The sequence below is a fragment of the Variovorax sp. SG517 genome (genome assembly GCF_013376045.1).
In the GTDB taxonomy this organism is placed as follows: domain Bacteria; phylum Pseudomonadota; class Gammaproteobacteria; order Burkholderiales; family Burkholderiaceae_C; genus Variovorax.
In genome coordinates, this window is sequence record NZ_JABMJG010000006.1 from 289,011 (window position 1) to 303,414 (window position 14,404).

The window sequence follows — 14,404 nt, forward strand, 5'->3', positions numbered from 1 at the left end:
GCGGCCTCGCGCACATCCGTTCCCAACCTCACCAAGTAGAGACATCCATGAACCAAAGATCATTGGTCACGCTGCTGGTTTCCTGCGGCGTGCTTGCATCCCCCTTGTTGCTCGGCGCTTGCGGCGGTTCGAGCGGCGGCGGCGCGCCGGTGCTGCCTGTCAGCCCGGCCCCCGCGCCACCGCCGGCATCGAGCGCGCCGCCACCGGCATCTCCGCCGGCGGCCGCCGCGCCCGCGGCCGACCTGTCTGACTGCTGTACGGCCGGCGACAAGGACTTCCCCAAGGTGGGCGGCAATCTGGGCAACCAGAACTACTCCAGCCTGCGCAAGATCAACAAGGGCCTCGTCGGCCAGCTGGGGGGTGCCTGGGTCAACCAGATCGAGGGCGGCATGACCACCGGCACCAACCAGAGCACGACAGTGGTCGTCGACGGCGTGCTCTACATCGAGTCCGCGCTGGGCAACGTGATCGCGGTGGACGGCAAGACCGGCCTCACGAAATGGAAATGGACCACGCCCTACGGTGCCATCACCCGCCGCGGGGTGGCCGTCGCGAAGGACCTGGGCCTGGTGTTCACCGTCGCCACCGGCAACCGCCTGGTGGCGCTGAGGACGGACACAGGTGCCATTGCCTGGATCAAGCAGTACCCGAGCAGCAGCACCGACCCCGACTACCAGGGCGCGCTGCAGAAAGTGGCGCTCGTCTATCACGACAAGCGGCTCTACCTCGGCACCAACGACGGCAATCGCGGTGCGGCGTTCTCCGCCGATGCGTTGACGGGCAAGGTGCTGACCTCGTTCTGGGGCGTGCCGCGCGCCGGCGAGATCGGCTACGACACCTGGGGCGGTGCCGCCGAATCGGAACGCACCGGTGCGACCCCGTGGATCCATCCCGCGGTGGATCCCGAACTGGGCCTGGTCTACTGGACCTTCGGCAACGTGCGCGGCGGTTCGTCGCAGAACGGCTCCACGCGCCCGGGCCTGAATCTCTTCGCCAATTCGATCGTTGCGCTGGACCTCAAGACCGGCGAATACAAGTGGCACTTCCAGTCCGTGCACCACGACATCTGGGACATGGACAACGTGATGTCTCCCGTGCTCGCCGACGTCAAGATCGACGGGAAAGACCGCAAGGTCGTGATCTACGGCAGCAAGACGGGCATGTACTACATCCTCGATCGCAAGGACGGCAGCGCGCCGCTGGGCATCGACGAGGTGCCCGTGAAACAGGACGCCCGCCAGGCCAGCTGGCCGACCCAGCCATTCCCGCGCCAGGGCGCCTGGACCGAGACCTGCATCGTGGACCAGCCGCTGGGCACGGCGGTCCCCGGCGACCCCAACCGCGCGGTCCCGAACTACGTGAAGGGCTGCCTCTACGACGCGCACTGGGACGTGCCGATCCTCTCCATTCCGGGACATGGCGGCGGTGCCAACTGGAACCACCAGTCCTTCAGCCAGCGCACGGGCCTGGTCTACACGGGCATGGGCTACGTGTCGGCGGCGCACTCGCTCACCGAATCGAGCAACGGCCTGCGTCCGCCGGGCACCTACATGACCGGTGCGGTCGTGGCGGTCGATCCGAGCACCAACCTCGTGAAGTGGAAGAAGCAGATGCCGTACTCGCTGGCGCACGGCAACGGCATCCTGAGCACGGCCTCTGACCTGCTGTTCATCGGACAGCCCGACGGCAACCTGCTGGCCCTGGATGCGCATGACGGCAGCGAACTGTGGCGCTTCCAGACCGGTGCCGCGATCAGTGCCAGCCCGGTCTCCTACGAGATCGATGGCGAGCAGTACATCGCGGTGTTCTCGGGGGGGACGGGCATTCCGTACGGCGATTCGGCACCGCGCGGCGATCGCCTGTGGGCGTTCAAGGTCGGCGGCTCCGTCGCGCCCGCGCCCACGCCGGTGCCGCCCGTCGTGCGCCGGCCGGTGTCGGGTTCGGCGGTGGAAGGCGCGGCATTGCCGACCCCGAACACAGTGTTCCTGGCACGCGTGCAGACCGCCGCGAACGAGCCGGGCACCACCGAATCGACGGCCGTGAATGCCATGACGCCAACCTTCATGCGCGTGCCGGCGAACACCACCGTGACCTTCACCAACCCGGGGGCCAATGCGAACACGCACTGCGCCACGCAGTTCTTCGAAGGCAGATTCGATTTCAGGCTGGCTCCGGGCCAGTCCGCGACCCACACCTTTGACACGCCGGGCGAATACTTCTACAACGACTGCCATAGCCCGCGCCCGACGGGCAAGATCGTCGTGTATTGATCCCGTCCCTCAATCCCCCAACCACTGAAGGAGCAATGCGATGAAATGGTGCAAGCCTGAGTTCGAAGAGCTGCGTTTCGGCTTCGAGATCACAATGTACATCTCCGCGCGCTGAGCGCGGCCCCGACGGCACCGGCTTCGCGCCGGTGCCGTCTTTTTCTTGTCCCCCATGAAGATTCTGGTTCTTGGTTCGGGAGCGGGCGGTGGCTTCCCTCAATGGAATTGCAACTGCCGCCTGTGCGCCGGCCAGCGAACCGGGCAGGTCCGGGCCCTTCCTCGCACGCAGAGTTCAATTGCCGTGTCGGCCGACGGCGAACGCTGGGTGCTGCTGAACGCGTCGCCCGACATCGGCGCTCAGCTGCGCGCCTCGCCGGCGCTGTGGCCTCGCCATGGCCTGCGCGATTCCGCGATCGAGGCCGTGGTGCTGATGGATTCGCAGATCGACCATGTCGCGGGGCTTCTGAGCCTGCGCGAGGGATCGCGGCTGCAGCTGTACTGCACACCCGAATCCCATGAAGACCTCACCGGCAGCCTGCCGTTGTTGAAGGCGCTCGAAAGCTACAGCGGTGTGAGCTGGCATCCGATGCCGCTCGAACCCGGCGGCGGTACGTGGCACGAGATCGCCGGCCTGCGCCTGCAGGCCGTGCCGGTTCCCGGCAAGGCGCCCCCTTACTCGCCGCGCCGGCAGGCCGAGACGCGCAGCGACAACGCGGCCGTGCTGATCGAGGCCCCGGCCAGTGGCCGGCGCGTGTTCTATGCACCAGGCCTCGCACGGGTCGGCGAGGCCGAACGCAGGTGCCTCGACGGCTGCGATACCGTGCTGGTCGACGGCACCTTCTGGACCGAGGACGAGATGGTCGCGGCGGGCCTCGGCAAGAAGCACGCCGCCGACATGGGCCACCTGCCTCAGTGCGACGGACCGCACGGTCCGGGCATGCTGAAGGCGCTGGACGCCTGCACCGCGCGCAGGAAAGTACTCATCCACATCAACAACAGCAACCCGATCCTCGACGAAGACGGGCCGGAACGCGCCGAGCTCGTGCGTCGCGGCATCGAGGTGGCCTTCGACGGCATGGAACTGGAGATCTGACGCGTGACGCAACAGCAACAGCAACAACAACAACAGCAGCAGACGCAGACGCAGCAGGAGCCTTGGTCGCCGCAGGTCTTCGAATCGCAGCTGCGCGCGATGGAGTCGCGCTATCACAGCCATCATCCGTTCAACCGGCGGCTCAATGCCGGCGAACTGCAACCCTTCCAGGTCCGGGGCTGGGTGGCGAACCGGTTCTACTACCAGTGCCGCATTCCCGTGAAGGACGCGGCGATCCTTTCCAATTGCGATGACCGCGCAACGCGCAGGCGCTGGGTGGTGAGGATGCTCGACCACGACGGGCACGGCGACCACGAGGGCCCCCACGCTGGCGGCATCGAGATATGGACCCGCCTGGGCCTCGCGACCGGCCTTCGGCGCGATGTGCTGGAGTCGCACGCGCTCGTCCTGCCCGGCGTGCGCTTCGCCGTGGATGCCTACGTCAACTTCGCGCGCACGGCGCCCTGGCAGGAGGCCGTGATCTCCTCGCTGACCGAGATGTTCGCGCCGCGCATCCACAAGGACCGGCTCGCGGGCTGGCCCACGCACTATCCGTGGATCGACACCTCGGGCCTGGACTATTTCCGCAGCCGCATCCCGCTGGCCGACCGTGATGTCGAGCATGGCCTGGAGGTGGCGATGCAGTGGTGCACCACGCGCGAACGGCAGGTTCGTGCCCTGCAGATCCTGGGCTTCAAGCTCGACATCCTCTGGGCCATGCTCGACGCGATCGAGAAGGCCTATCCCGACGACCTTGCGAAAGAACAGCAGCCATGACCGGATGGACCGACAGCGCACAGCCGGCACTCGGCACGATGTACAGGATGCAATGGGAAGAGGCGCAGCAGTGCCATGTGCTGCTGTTTCCCGAGGGCATGATCAGGCTGAACGAGCCGGCGGCGGAGATCCTGAAGCGCTGCGACGGCAAGACCTCGGTCGCGGCGCTCGTGGCCGACCTGGAAAGCACCTTCGGTGAACCCGATCTGCGTGCCGACGTGCTCGAGTTCCTGGAGCAGGCCCGTGGACGCCACTGGATCCGGTGAGCGCGGCCGCGCGGGCGCTGTGAAACCGCCGCTGTGGCTGCTCGCGGAGCTGACCTATCGCTGCCCGCTGCACTGCGCCTTCTGTTCGAACCCCGTGGACTACACGCGCTACGGCAACGAACTCGACACTGGCGAATGGATTCGCGTGTTCCGCGAGGCGCGCGCCATGGGGGCCGTCCAGCTGGGGTTCTCGGGTGGCGAGCCGCTGGTGCGCGATGACCTCGAGGAACTCGTCGCGGCGGCGCACCAGCTCGGCTTCTACACCAACCTGATCACCTCGGGCGTGGGCCTCGTGCCGCGGCGCGCCGAGGCGCTGAAGAAGGCCGGCCTCGATCACATCCAGCTGTCGTTCCAGGACTCCAGCCGCGAGCTGAACGACTTCCTGAGCTCCACGCGCACCTTCGACCTCAAGCAGCGCGTGGCCCGCACGATCAAGGACCTGGGCTATCCGATGGTGCTGAACTGCGTGATGCACCGGTACAACCTGCCGCATGTCGGGCGCATCATCGAGATGGCCGAATCCATGGAGGCGGATTTCCTGGAGTTGGCCAACGTGCAGTACTACGGCTGGGCATGGCGCAACCGCGAGATGCTGATGCCTTCCCGCTCGGCGCTGGCGAGCGCCGAAGCGGTGGTCGAGGCGCACCGGCCGCGCCTCGATGGGCGCATGAAGATCCTCTGGGTGGTGCCCGACTATGCCGAGGGAAAGCCCAAGCCCTGCATGGCCGGCTGGGGCAGCGTGTTCCTGGTGGTGGCGCCCGACGGCGTGGCCCTGCCGTGCCACAGTGCGCGAATGCTGCCCGGGCTGGAATTCCCCAACGTTCGCGAGCACGCCGTTCGCAGCATCTGGCACGACAGTCCGGCTTTCGGCGCCTACCGCGGCACCGGCTGGATGAGCAGCACTTGCGCAAGCTGCGACGACCGGGAAAAGGACCACGGCGGCTGTCGCTGCCAAGCCTATCTCCTCGCCGGCGACGCGGCCGCCACGGACCCGGTCTGCCCGAAGAGTCCGCGCCACGCGGAGGTCGAGGCCATGGTCACTGCCGCGGCTGGCGTGGGCGACACCGGCGGCACGCCGATCCGTTTCGTGCCCGGCGCCAGGCGGTCGGGCGAACTGGTCTTTCGCACCGACGCCAATGCACGGGCGCAGGGCTGAGCGGACCCGCGTGTGACGGATGGTCCTCGTCCGATCGTCCACCGGCTGCCGCTGGACGGCGGGCACGTCATGCATGTCGAGGAGCATGGCGACCCGGCGGGCCTGCCTGCGCTGGTGCTGCACGGCGGGCCGGGCTCGGGCAGCTCGCCGGTGTTGCGCCGCGACTTCGATGCGAGGCGCTACCGCATCATCTGCCCCGACCAGCGAGGGTCCGGTCGCAGCACGCCGGCAGGCGCGATCACGGCCAACACGCTCGCCGATCTGCTGGACGACCTGAGGCGCTTGCGCGATCACCTCCGGATCGAGCGCTGGCTCGTGGTGGGCGGCTCCTGGGGCGCCACGCTGGCTTTGACTCATGCACTGGACCAGCCCGGCGCCGTGGCGGGCCTGCTGCTGAGGAACGTGTTCCTTGCGCGCGCCCGCGACATCGACGGCTTCTTCGCGAAGGCGGTACGCCACGGCGACCCCGAGTGGCGCACGTTGTGGAGCGAGGCGTGGCGGCGGCAATGTCCGATCACCGACGTGATCGCGGAGAACTTGGCGCATGGAACGCCGGAACGCCAGTGCCGGATCGCCGCGCTCTGGTTCGGGTGGGAGCAACGCATGGCCACGGGAAGGCCCGCACCGCAGCCCGACGACGCAACGCTGCAGCGGCTGGTGGCGCGCTATCGCGTGCAGAGCCACTACCTGAGGCATGGATGCTGGCTGCGCGCGCCCACGCTGCTCGAGCGTTGCGCCGCATTGCCCGCGGTCCCCACGCTGATCGTGCATGGCACGAAGGACCGCCTGTGCCCGCCGCAGGGCGCCCGGGCGCTGGCGCATGCATTGCAGGGGCGTGCCATCCTGCGGTGGGCGCCGGGCGCCGGCCACGACCCGACGCACCCGGCCATCGCGGCAGCCATGCGGCAGGCCTTGAACGACTACGCGCTCACGCAGGCCTTCAGCGGCGCCGGCGAGTCCGCGCCCGGCATGCGGATCAGCGCAGGCGCTGGCTGAGCGGATCGCCGACCAGGACCACCCGGCCGTCCTTGCGGTGCGCCCACAGCCGTTCGTTGCCGTTGCCATCGTCTGCAACGAAGAGCACCGAATTGCCCAGCTGGCGGAAACCCTGCGGCATCGCATGGCGTGCGCCCGACGCGATGTCCGCCACGGCGCGGGTGCCCGCTGGCGTACCGTCGCTGGTCCACGGTTCGACGCCGCTGGCGCTGCCGCCGTTGGCGGAGAACCAGAGCCGGGAGCCGACGACCGAGAAGCGCGCGGGCGATCCGTTCTGCGCGCCCGGCGCGATGTCCTTGACCAGCACGGTCCCTGCGGCCGTCCCGTCGCTGCGCCAGAGCTCCGCGCCCGAGGCGCCGTCAGTGGCGGCGAAATAGAGCCGGCCGCCCATGGCCGTCATCGGGCTGGAAATGGCGCCGGACGGTCCCGGGCGGATGTCCTTCACCAGTGTGGTTCCGACCTCGGTGCCGTCGCTCTTCCAGAGCTCGAGGCCGTGCACGCCGTCGTCGGCAGCGAAGTACAGGGCGCGGCCGAGGGCCGTCAGGTGCATCGGTCGGGAGGGTTCGGGACTGGGCCGCAGGTCTTTCACCATGCGTGTGCCGCGTGCCGTGCCGTCGCTCTTCCACAGCTCGATGCCATGCACGCCGTCGTGGGCGGTGAAATAGAGTTCGTCGCCTGCCGCCGTCAGGTTCTGGATGCCTGCGTCCTCGGGGCCGGGCCGGATGTCCTTCACCAGGCGCGTGCTCTCGGGCGTGCCTTCGCTGACCCAGAGTTCGTGACCGTGCTCGCGCGTGGTCGCGGTGAAGAACAGACGCTGCCCGGCCACCGTGAGCTGGCGTGCCACCGCGCGCGGGCCAGCGTCGATCGAGGACACGCGCGCCGTGGTGGACGCGGTGCCCGCCGTCTTCCACAGCTGGAATCCCGAACGCCCGTCATTGGCCACGAAGTACAGCGCGTCGCGAAACACCGTCAGCTCGCTCGGCAGCGCGCCTTCTTCGCCCGGCTGAAGGTCGATCACCAGGGCGGTGCCCGCGGCGGTGCCGTCGGTGCGCCAGAGCTCGATCCCGTGCACGCCATCGGTGGCCGCGGTGTAGACGTGGCCCTTGAACGCCGTCTGGCCGGAGGGGAAGGCGCCCCGGAAGCCCGGGCGGATGTCCTTGAGCATCGCGGTACCTGCGCGGCTGCCGTCCGTGACCCACAGCTCCTGCCCGCTTTCGACATGGAAGGCACTGAAGATCATCTTTCCGCCCAGTGGCGTCAGCCCCGTGGGCGAAACGAAAGCCAGCGGCTGGCGCTGCTCCGGCAGCACCTCGCGGTCGGGTGCCTGCGCGGCCGCGGGCAACTGCGTCAGGAGCGCGAGCATGCCCAGGAAGATGCGGCCACGCCGCCGCAGGCCGGAAGAAGCGGACCTCGCCACCGCCTAACCCCCGAACCATCGCGCGGGCGCGATGACCAGTTGCGGGAATGCGACCATCACGAACAGGATCGCGAACTCGGCAATCATGAAGGGCACCACGCCGCGCGTGACGTCGTCCATCGAGATCTTCCCGACGCCGGCCACCACGTTCAGCACCGTGCCCACCGGCGGGGTGACCAGTCCGATCGAGTTGTTGATGATGAACAGCACCCCGAAGTACACCGGATCGATTCCCGCGGCCTTGACGATCGGCATCAGCACCGGCGTGAGGATCAGGATGGTCGGCGTCATGTCCATCGCCGTGCCCACGACCATGACGAGCACCATGATCGCCGCCATCAGCAGGACCTGATTGCCCATGAAGGGCTGCAGCAGGCCGACGACCTTCGACGGCAGGTCGGCCACGGTGATGAGCCATGCGCTCACCATGGCCGCGGCGATCAGAAACATCACGATGGCGCTGGTCTTGGCCGCGCTCACGAAGATGCCGTAGAGGTCCTTCCACGTGATCTCCCGGTACACCACCGTCGACACGAACAGTGCGTAGGCGGCGGCCACCACGGCCGCTTCGGTCGGCGTGAACACGCCCATGCGCAGGCCCACGAGGATGATCACGGGCAGCATGAGCGCCCACAGCGCCTTGCGGAAGGCCGAAACGATCTCGGCCGAGGACTTGCGCGGCGGCGGAACGATCTTCTCGCGCCGCACGAGCCATGCCCAGGTGATCCACAGGGCGCCGCCGATGAGCAGGCCGGGCACGATCGCCGCGAGGAACAGCTTGGAGATCGACACGTTGGCGGCCACGCCGAAGATCACGAGGCCGATGCTCGGGGGGATCACCGGGCCGATCACGCCGGTGGCCGCGATGAGGCCGCCCGCGCGTGCCTTGTCGTGCCCCGCGCTCACCATCATCGGCAGCAGCAGCGCGGTCAGCGCGGCGGCGTCGGCCACGGCCGAGCCGGAGAGCGCCGACAGCAGGCAGCCGGCCATGATGGTCACGTAGCCCAGGCCCCCCTTCACATGGCCGACCAGCGCGAGCGCGAAGTCGACGATGCGCTTGGACAGGCCGCCGACGTTCATGATCTCGCCAGCGAGCATGAAGAAGGGAACGGCCAGCAATGGGAAGCTGTCGGCGCCGCCGATCACGTTCTGCGCAAGGATCTGTGCGTCGAACAGGTCGAGGTGCCACATCAGCGCCACGCCGCTCGCGAGCAGCGAGAACGCGATGGGAATGCCCATCGCCATGGCCAGCAGCAAGGTGCCCACGAAGACGAGGATGGTCATCGGCGCGTTCCCTGAGCGTCGTTGTTCGCGCCGAGTATCTGCTGGAGCTGCACGGCTTCCTCCGACTCCTGGACCATCACGAGGTCGCTCTCGGCGATGCGCCCGGTGAGCAGGCGCAGCAGGTCGAGCGCCAGGATCAGGCCGGCGAGCACGGAGAAGACCACGCCCGAGGCATAGACGATGGCCATCGATGCGCCGGTGACGGGTGCGGTCACGTCCCAGTTGATGCGCGCCTGCGCGACGCTGCCCTGGAACAGCAGCCAGACGATGTAGAGCATGACGACGTGCCCGACGGCCAGGCAGACCTTCTTGCCCAGGGGCGGCAGCTTCTGCACCACCATGTCCACGCCCAGGTGCCCGTGCTCCTTCAGGGCGACCACGGCGCCCAGGAAGGTCATCCAGATGAAGAGCCAGCGAGACACTTCTTCGGACACCGTGATGCCCGAGTTGAAGCCGTAGCGCAGCACGACGTTGCCGAAGACGAGCACGACCATCACCGCGAGCGCGGCCGCGATCAGCGCCTCGATGCCGCGACAGCACCGGTCGATCCAGCGGCTCATGCGGCGGCCTGCGCTTCGGTCTGCCTGTGCATCTCCACCAGCGCGCGCAGGGCGGCCAGGTACGACTGGGGGCCCAGTCCCTGGATCGTGCCCTTGACCGCCGGCGAGATGATCGAGTGGGCGCGCCAGGTTTCGCGCGCGGCGATGTTGGACATGTGCACCTCGATGGTCGGGAACGGCATGGCCTTGATCGCGTCGTGCAGCGGCACGCCGTGCTGCGTGAGCCCGGCGGGGTTGACCAGCGCGCCCTGCGCGTCGTCGATATGCGCATGAAGGAAGTCGATCAGGTCGCCTTCATGGTTCGACTGGAGGGTCTCCAGCGTCGCGCCGAGTTCGCCGGCCAGCGCCTGCAGCCGGGCATTGATCTCGGCGAGCGTGGTCTTGCCGTAGATGTGGGGTTCGCGGCGTCCGAACAGGTTCAGGTTGGGGCCGTGGAGGACGAGTATCTTCATGGAGGTGGCGCGTGGCGCGGTCATTGTTTGCGGATGCGGGCGAGCTCTTCGTTGTAGAGCTTGACGATGGCGGGGTCGTACTGGGCCGCGAACTTGTCGATCGCCGGCTTGGCGATCTCGCGCATGCGCACCTGCTCGGCCGCGCTCACCTCGTTGAACTGGGCGCCCTTGGCCTGCAGTTCGCCCACGGCCTTCTGGGCCGCCGCCCGGCTGACCTGGCGCTGGTAGCCGCGCGCCTCGTCGGCGGCCTCGTGCATCATCTTCTGCTCGGCGGGGGACAGCGAGTCCCAGAACTTCTTGCTGACCAGCACGATGTTGGCGGCATACACGTGATTCGTCGTGCTCACGAACTTCTGTACCTCGAAGAACTTGTTCGACAGGATCACCGAATACGGGTTCTCCTGGCCGTCGACTGCCTTGGCTTCGAGCGCGCCGTAGAGTTCTGCGAACGGCATCGGCACCGGGTTGGCCTTGAAGGCCTTGAAGGTCTCCAGGAACACGGGGTTGGGAATGACGCGGATCTTCAGGCCCTCGAGGTCCTCGGGCCTGCCGATGGGACGCTTGCTGTTGGTGACGTTGCGAAAGCCCAGGTCCCAGTAGCCAAGGGCCACGAGGCCTTTCTCGGGCAGCTTGGCGACGAGGGCCTGTCCCAGGGGGCCGTCGAGCAGGGCGTCGGCCTGGGCGAAGCTGCTGACGGAGAAGGGGAAGTCGACCAGGCCGAACTCCTTGACGATGCCCGCGAGCGACGTGGTGGCCGGCGCCGACATCTGCTGCACGCCGCCTTGCAGCGCGGACTGCTGCTGCATCTCGTTGCCGAGCTGGGAGGCCGGGAACTCCTGCACCTTCATCTTGCCGCCGCTCTTGGCCGCGAGCAGCTCCGCGAAGCGCTTCACGCCGAAGCTCACCGGATGGTCCGCATTGTTGAGATGGCCGAAGCGGATCACCCGTTCCTGTTGGGCCCAGGTCGGGGCGACAAGGCCGATGCACAGGCCGGCGGCGGCAAGCGTACGAAGAAGTTTCACGGAAGGTCTCCAGAGGAAGGCGGAAAGGACTGACTGCGGCGATTCTGAGTTTTTCGGAAAATCTTTCCATTATGGAAATCCCTTCCCGTGATCTGATAGAGTGATGCCGTCGCGACAGGCGGCTGGGCGCGATTGAACCGGGAGACATCAAATGAGCGAGATGCTGGGACGCAGCTTCAAAGTGTTGGAATACCTGGCGGAACATCCGCAGGGTGTTGCACTGTCCACGGTGGCCAGTGAGTTGAAGATCCCCCTGAGCGCATCGCACCGACTGCTCACGGAGCTGATTCGCTGCGGCTACGTACGACAGAACCTGGGCGACGGTCACTACGTGCTGACCATCAAGCTCGTCTCCGTCGGCCTGTCGTTCCTGAGCAATTCGGGCATCGTGGATGTGGCCCAGCCGCTGCTGGACCAACTCGCGGCAGCCTCGGGCGAACTGGTGCGCCTGGCGGTGGTCGACGACGAAGACCTGACCTTCGTGGCCAAGGCGCAAGGGGCCACGCACGGGCTGCGCTACGACCCGGACATGGGGCTGTCGGTGATGCTGTCGTGCAGCGCCGCGGGGCATGCCTGGCTCTCGACGATGAGCGAAGACGATGCGATGGCCCTGGTGGCCAAGAAGGGGCTGGGCAAGCCGGAGGACTTCGGCCCGAAGGCGCCCACCACGCTCAAGGCGGTGATGGCCTATGTGAAGGCCGCCCGCCAGCGCGGCTTCAGCATGATCAACGAGGTCTTCGCGCCGGGAATGACCGCCATGGCCGCCCCGGTCTTCTCCGTCAACGGCGCGGTGATCGGCGTGGTCACCATCGCGGGCCCGGCCGTCAGGCTGACGCCGCAGCGGATGGAGGCGCTGGGGCCGGCGCTGCTCGGCACGGCCGAGGAAGTCGCACGCGCCAGCGGCGCCTCGGCGCTGTTCAAGAAGAGAGCCTGACAACCCCAACGAGGAGACAACCGCCATGAAGAAGAATCCGATTCGCAAGCTGCTCTGGGCCGCGGTGGCCGCCACGGCTGTGCTTGCCGCGCCAGGTGCGGTCGCACAGGTCAAGGAGCGCACGCTCAAGTTCGCGTTCCAGAACCAGACCGGCCATCCGCAGGCACAGGGCGCGCAGAAGTTCGCCGATCTGGTGGCCGCCAAGTCCGGCGGCAAGATCACCGTCAAGCTGTTCGCGGGCGGCGTGCTCGGCGGCGACCTGCAGACCGTGTCGGCGCTGCAGGGCGGCACGGTGGAGCTCACGGTGCTGAACGCGGGCATCCTCTCGGCGCAGGTGAAGGAGTTCGCGGCCTACGATTTCCCGTTCCTGTTCAACAGCGGCAAGGAGGCCGATGCGGTCACCGACGGCCCCTTCGGCCAGAAGCTCATGGCCAAGCTGGAGGACAAGGGCCTGCACGGGCTGGGCTATTGGGACCTCGGGTTTCGAAATCTCACCAACAGCAAGCGGCCGATCACGAAGGCGGACGACATCGCAGGCCTGAAGATCCGCGTGATCCAGTCGCCGATCTACATCGACATGTTCGCCGCGCTGGGCGCCAACGCCACGCCGCTGCCGTTCCCGGAGCTGTATTCCGCCCTCGAGCAGAAGGCGGTCGACGGCCAGGAGAACCCGAACACCACCATCCTGTCGTCCAAGTTCGCCGAGGTACAAAAGCACATCACCCAGACCCGGCACATCTACAACCCGCAGGCGCTGCTGGTCAGCAAGAAAACATGGGACGGCATGAGCGCCGAGGAGAAGAAGATCCTTGCCGAAGCCTCGGCCGAGGCAACGGCGTTCCAGCGCCAGGCCTCGCGCGGCGCGGCCGACAGCGCGCTCGATGCCCTGAAGGCGGCGGGCATGACCGTGTCGGAATTGCCGCCGGAGGAGATGGCCAAGCTGCGCGCCAAGGTCAAGCCGGTGATCGACAAGTACTCCGCGTCCGTGGGCGAGGCCACCGTCAAGGAGTTGATGGCGGAAATCGAGAAAGCGCGGAAGTAGGTCGCTTCGCCACCCAGCGCACCGGAGCAGCCGAATCGGGCACGCGGGTGTTTCAAAAACCTGCGGGGCTCGTCGGTAGGGCGGTGGCCTGGAAGTCGAAGGGCAAGGTTCGAACCGAGGTGCGCGGCGTCACGGGGGTGATTGCATCGGACTCGATGACTGTGCGCTGAGGACTCGAGCGGCCAGGCCGGCGGCAAGGAAGGACAGCAAGAGCGCAGGCCGGCAGTCAGCCAGAGCCGTCGCTCGCCGCCGCGAGCAGCGGCACCAGGACGTCGCTGATCGGCGTCGGAATGCCGTGAGCCCGGCCGCGACGTGAGACCACACCATTGCGAATGTCCCATTCGAGCGGCCTGCCGGCTTCGCGATCGGTGAGGATGGATGTGCCCATGTCGGCGGGAGACGCCTGGAACTTGTCGAGGATCGCCTGCGGCACCTCGTCGCCAAGTTCGGCGCCCTCGGCGCGGGCCACCGCCAGACATTCCTGCAGATAGCCCAGGGTGAGACTGGAGATGTCGGACCGGCCGAACATGCCCGAGCGACGATGCGTGAGCGCCATGAGTCCGGCCACCGCGTTCTGCAGCAGCTTGCGCCAGGCCAGGGATTTGAAATTTGGCGCCAGCTCGACGAAGCAGCGAGTGCCTTGCATGGCCTCGGCGATCACGCGGGAAGCCGGCGTGTCCGGCAAGCTCAGGCGAGCGTCGCCACGCAAGCGCACCGAGCCATCGGATTGCGCCTGTGCGGGAAACCACACGACGGCAGGCACGATCCGCCCACGCGGGCAATGTGGAGCGACCCTCTCCAACTGCTCGACGCCGTTCTGCAGAACGCACACCACCGTCTCCGGACCGGTCAATGTGCCAAGCCATGCTGCGGCCGCCTCGATCTGTGTGGCCTTGACAGCGAGAAACACGAGATCGACCGGGTGCTCGATCTGGGTGCGATCCGCGTGGACCGGACCGGGAATGGTGATGAGGCGATCGCCATCGCGCAGCACCAGTTGATCGCGGGACGTGCGACCGCACAGCAACGGCGTGCGCCCGACCTCGTGCAGCACCGCCGCGATCGTGGTGCCGATGGCACCCGGCCCCACGACGGCCACGGATGGACTGCGTTCTGGATTCATGCAACGGGACTCCTG

15 protein-coding genes are annotated in these 14,404 nt (G+C 67.6%); 9 read left to right on the top strand and 6 right to left on the bottom strand.

The annotated features are described in order from the left end of the window. Positions 1-47 precede the first annotated feature (47 nt). The 7 genes from FHT32_RS19980 to FHT32_RS20010 all read left to right on the top strand — a co-directional run bounded on the left by FHT32_RS19980 (position 48) and on the right by FHT32_RS20010 (position 6,555). Positions 48-2,270 carry a PQQ-binding-like beta-propeller repeat protein gene (locus tag FHT32_RS19980; protein ID WP_176666333.1) on the top strand — a complete coding sequence of 741 codons (2,223 nt, stop codon included), beginning with the start codon at positions 48-50 and terminating at the stop codon, positions 2,268-2,270. A 40-nt stretch (positions 2,271-2,310) separates the two neighbouring features. Then, entirely contained in the window at positions 2,311-2,385 is a 75-nt protein-coding gene (gene pqqA, locus FHT32_RS35440; RefSeq protein WP_080898329.1) for a pyrroloquinoline quinone precursor peptide PqqA, read from the top strand. A 54-nt stretch (positions 2,386-2,439) separates the two neighbouring features. Beyond that, on the top strand, positions 2,440-3,360 hold the full coding sequence (gene pqqB, locus FHT32_RS19990; RefSeq protein WP_176666334.1) for a pyrroloquinoline quinone biosynthesis protein PqqB: 921 nt from the start codon (positions 2,440-2,442) through the stop codon (positions 3,358-3,360). A gap of 90 nt (positions 3,361-3,450) precedes the next feature. Next, complete coding sequence (pqqC, locus tag FHT32_RS19995) at positions 3,451-4,137, top strand: pyrroloquinoline-quinone synthase PqqC (RefSeq protein WP_218088335.1); 687 nt, start codon at positions 3,451-3,453, stop codon at positions 4,135-4,137. Further along, complete coding sequence (gene pqqD, locus FHT32_RS20000) at positions 4,134-4,403, top strand: pyrroloquinoline quinone biosynthesis peptide chaperone PqqD (protein ID WP_176666336.1); 270 nt, start codon at positions 4,134-4,136, stop codon at positions 4,401-4,403. The genes pqqC and pqqD overlap by 4 nt, the downstream gene beginning before the upstream one ends. After that, positions 4,381-5,559 (top strand): pyrroloquinoline quinone biosynthesis protein PqqE, encoded by a 1,179-nt coding sequence (gene pqqE / locus FHT32_RS20005; protein ID WP_176666337.1) that lies wholly within the window; start codon positions 4,381-4,383, stop codon positions 5,557-5,559. The genes pqqD and pqqE overlap by 23 nt, the downstream gene beginning before the upstream one ends. Positions 5,560-5,571: 12 nt before the next feature. Continuing rightward, on the top strand, positions 5,572-6,555 hold the full coding sequence (locus FHT32_RS20010) for an alpha/beta fold hydrolase (protein WP_371132208.1): 984 nt from the start codon (positions 5,572-5,574) through the stop codon (positions 6,553-6,555). Here the strand turns inward: FHT32_RS20010 and FHT32_RS20015 are convergent. From FHT32_RS20015 to FHT32_RS20035, 5 genes are read right to left on the bottom strand one after another with little or no spacing between them, the layout of a single operon-like run. Further along, on the bottom strand, positions 6,536-7,918 hold the full coding sequence (locus tag FHT32_RS20015; RefSeq protein WP_176666338.1) for an ELWxxDGT repeat protein: 1,383 nt from the start codon (positions 7,916-7,918) through the stop codon (positions 6,536-6,538). The two genes, FHT32_RS20010 and FHT32_RS20015, sit on opposite strands and share 20 nt — an antisense overlap. A 57-nt stretch (positions 7,919-7,975) precedes the next feature. After that, positions 7,976-9,256 (bottom strand): TRAP transporter large permease, encoded by a 1,281-nt coding sequence (locus FHT32_RS20020; protein WP_176666339.1) that lies wholly within the window; start codon positions 9,254-9,256, stop codon positions 7,976-7,978. Continuing rightward, positions 9,253-9,816, bottom strand: coding sequence for a TRAP transporter small permease (locus FHT32_RS20025; protein ID WP_176666340.1), 564 nt, complete (start codon positions 9,814-9,816; stop codon positions 9,253-9,255). The genes FHT32_RS20020 and FHT32_RS20025 overlap by 4 nt, the downstream gene beginning before the upstream one ends. Continuing rightward, positions 9,813-10,268, bottom strand: a complete 456-nt coding sequence (locus tag FHT32_RS20030) for a type II 3-dehydroquinate dehydratase (RefSeq protein ID WP_176666341.1) — start codon at positions 10,266-10,268, stop codon at positions 9,813-9,815. The genes FHT32_RS20025 and FHT32_RS20030 overlap by 4 nt, the downstream gene beginning before the upstream one ends. Before the next feature lie 20 nt (positions 10,269-10,288). Next, on the bottom strand, positions 10,289-11,290 hold the full coding sequence (locus tag FHT32_RS20035; RefSeq protein WP_176666342.1) for a TRAP transporter substrate-binding protein: 1,002 nt from the start codon (positions 11,288-11,290) through the stop codon (positions 10,289-10,291). A 151-nt stretch (positions 11,291-11,441) separates the two neighbouring features. On the opposite strand from FHT32_RS20035, the gene FHT32_RS20040 reads away from it, so the two are divergent. Continuing rightward, positions 11,442-12,224 carry an IclR family transcriptional regulator gene (locus tag FHT32_RS20040; RefSeq protein ID WP_176666343.1) on the top strand — a complete coding sequence of 261 codons (783 nt, stop codon included), beginning with the start codon at positions 11,442-11,444 and terminating at the stop codon, positions 12,222-12,224. A gap of 25 nt (positions 12,225-12,249) precedes the next feature. Further along, on the top strand, positions 12,250-13,266 hold the full coding sequence (locus FHT32_RS20045) for a TRAP transporter substrate-binding protein (RefSeq protein ID WP_176666344.1): 1,017 nt from the start codon (positions 12,250-12,252) through the stop codon (positions 13,264-13,266). A gap of 226 nt (positions 13,267-13,492) precedes the next feature. On the opposite strand, the gene FHT32_RS20050 is transcribed toward FHT32_RS20045, so the two are convergent. Further along, positions 13,493-14,389, bottom strand: a complete 897-nt coding sequence (locus FHT32_RS20050; RefSeq protein WP_176666345.1) for an oxidoreductase — start codon at positions 14,387-14,389, stop codon at positions 13,493-13,495. Positions 14,390-14,404: the final 15 nt, after the last annotated feature.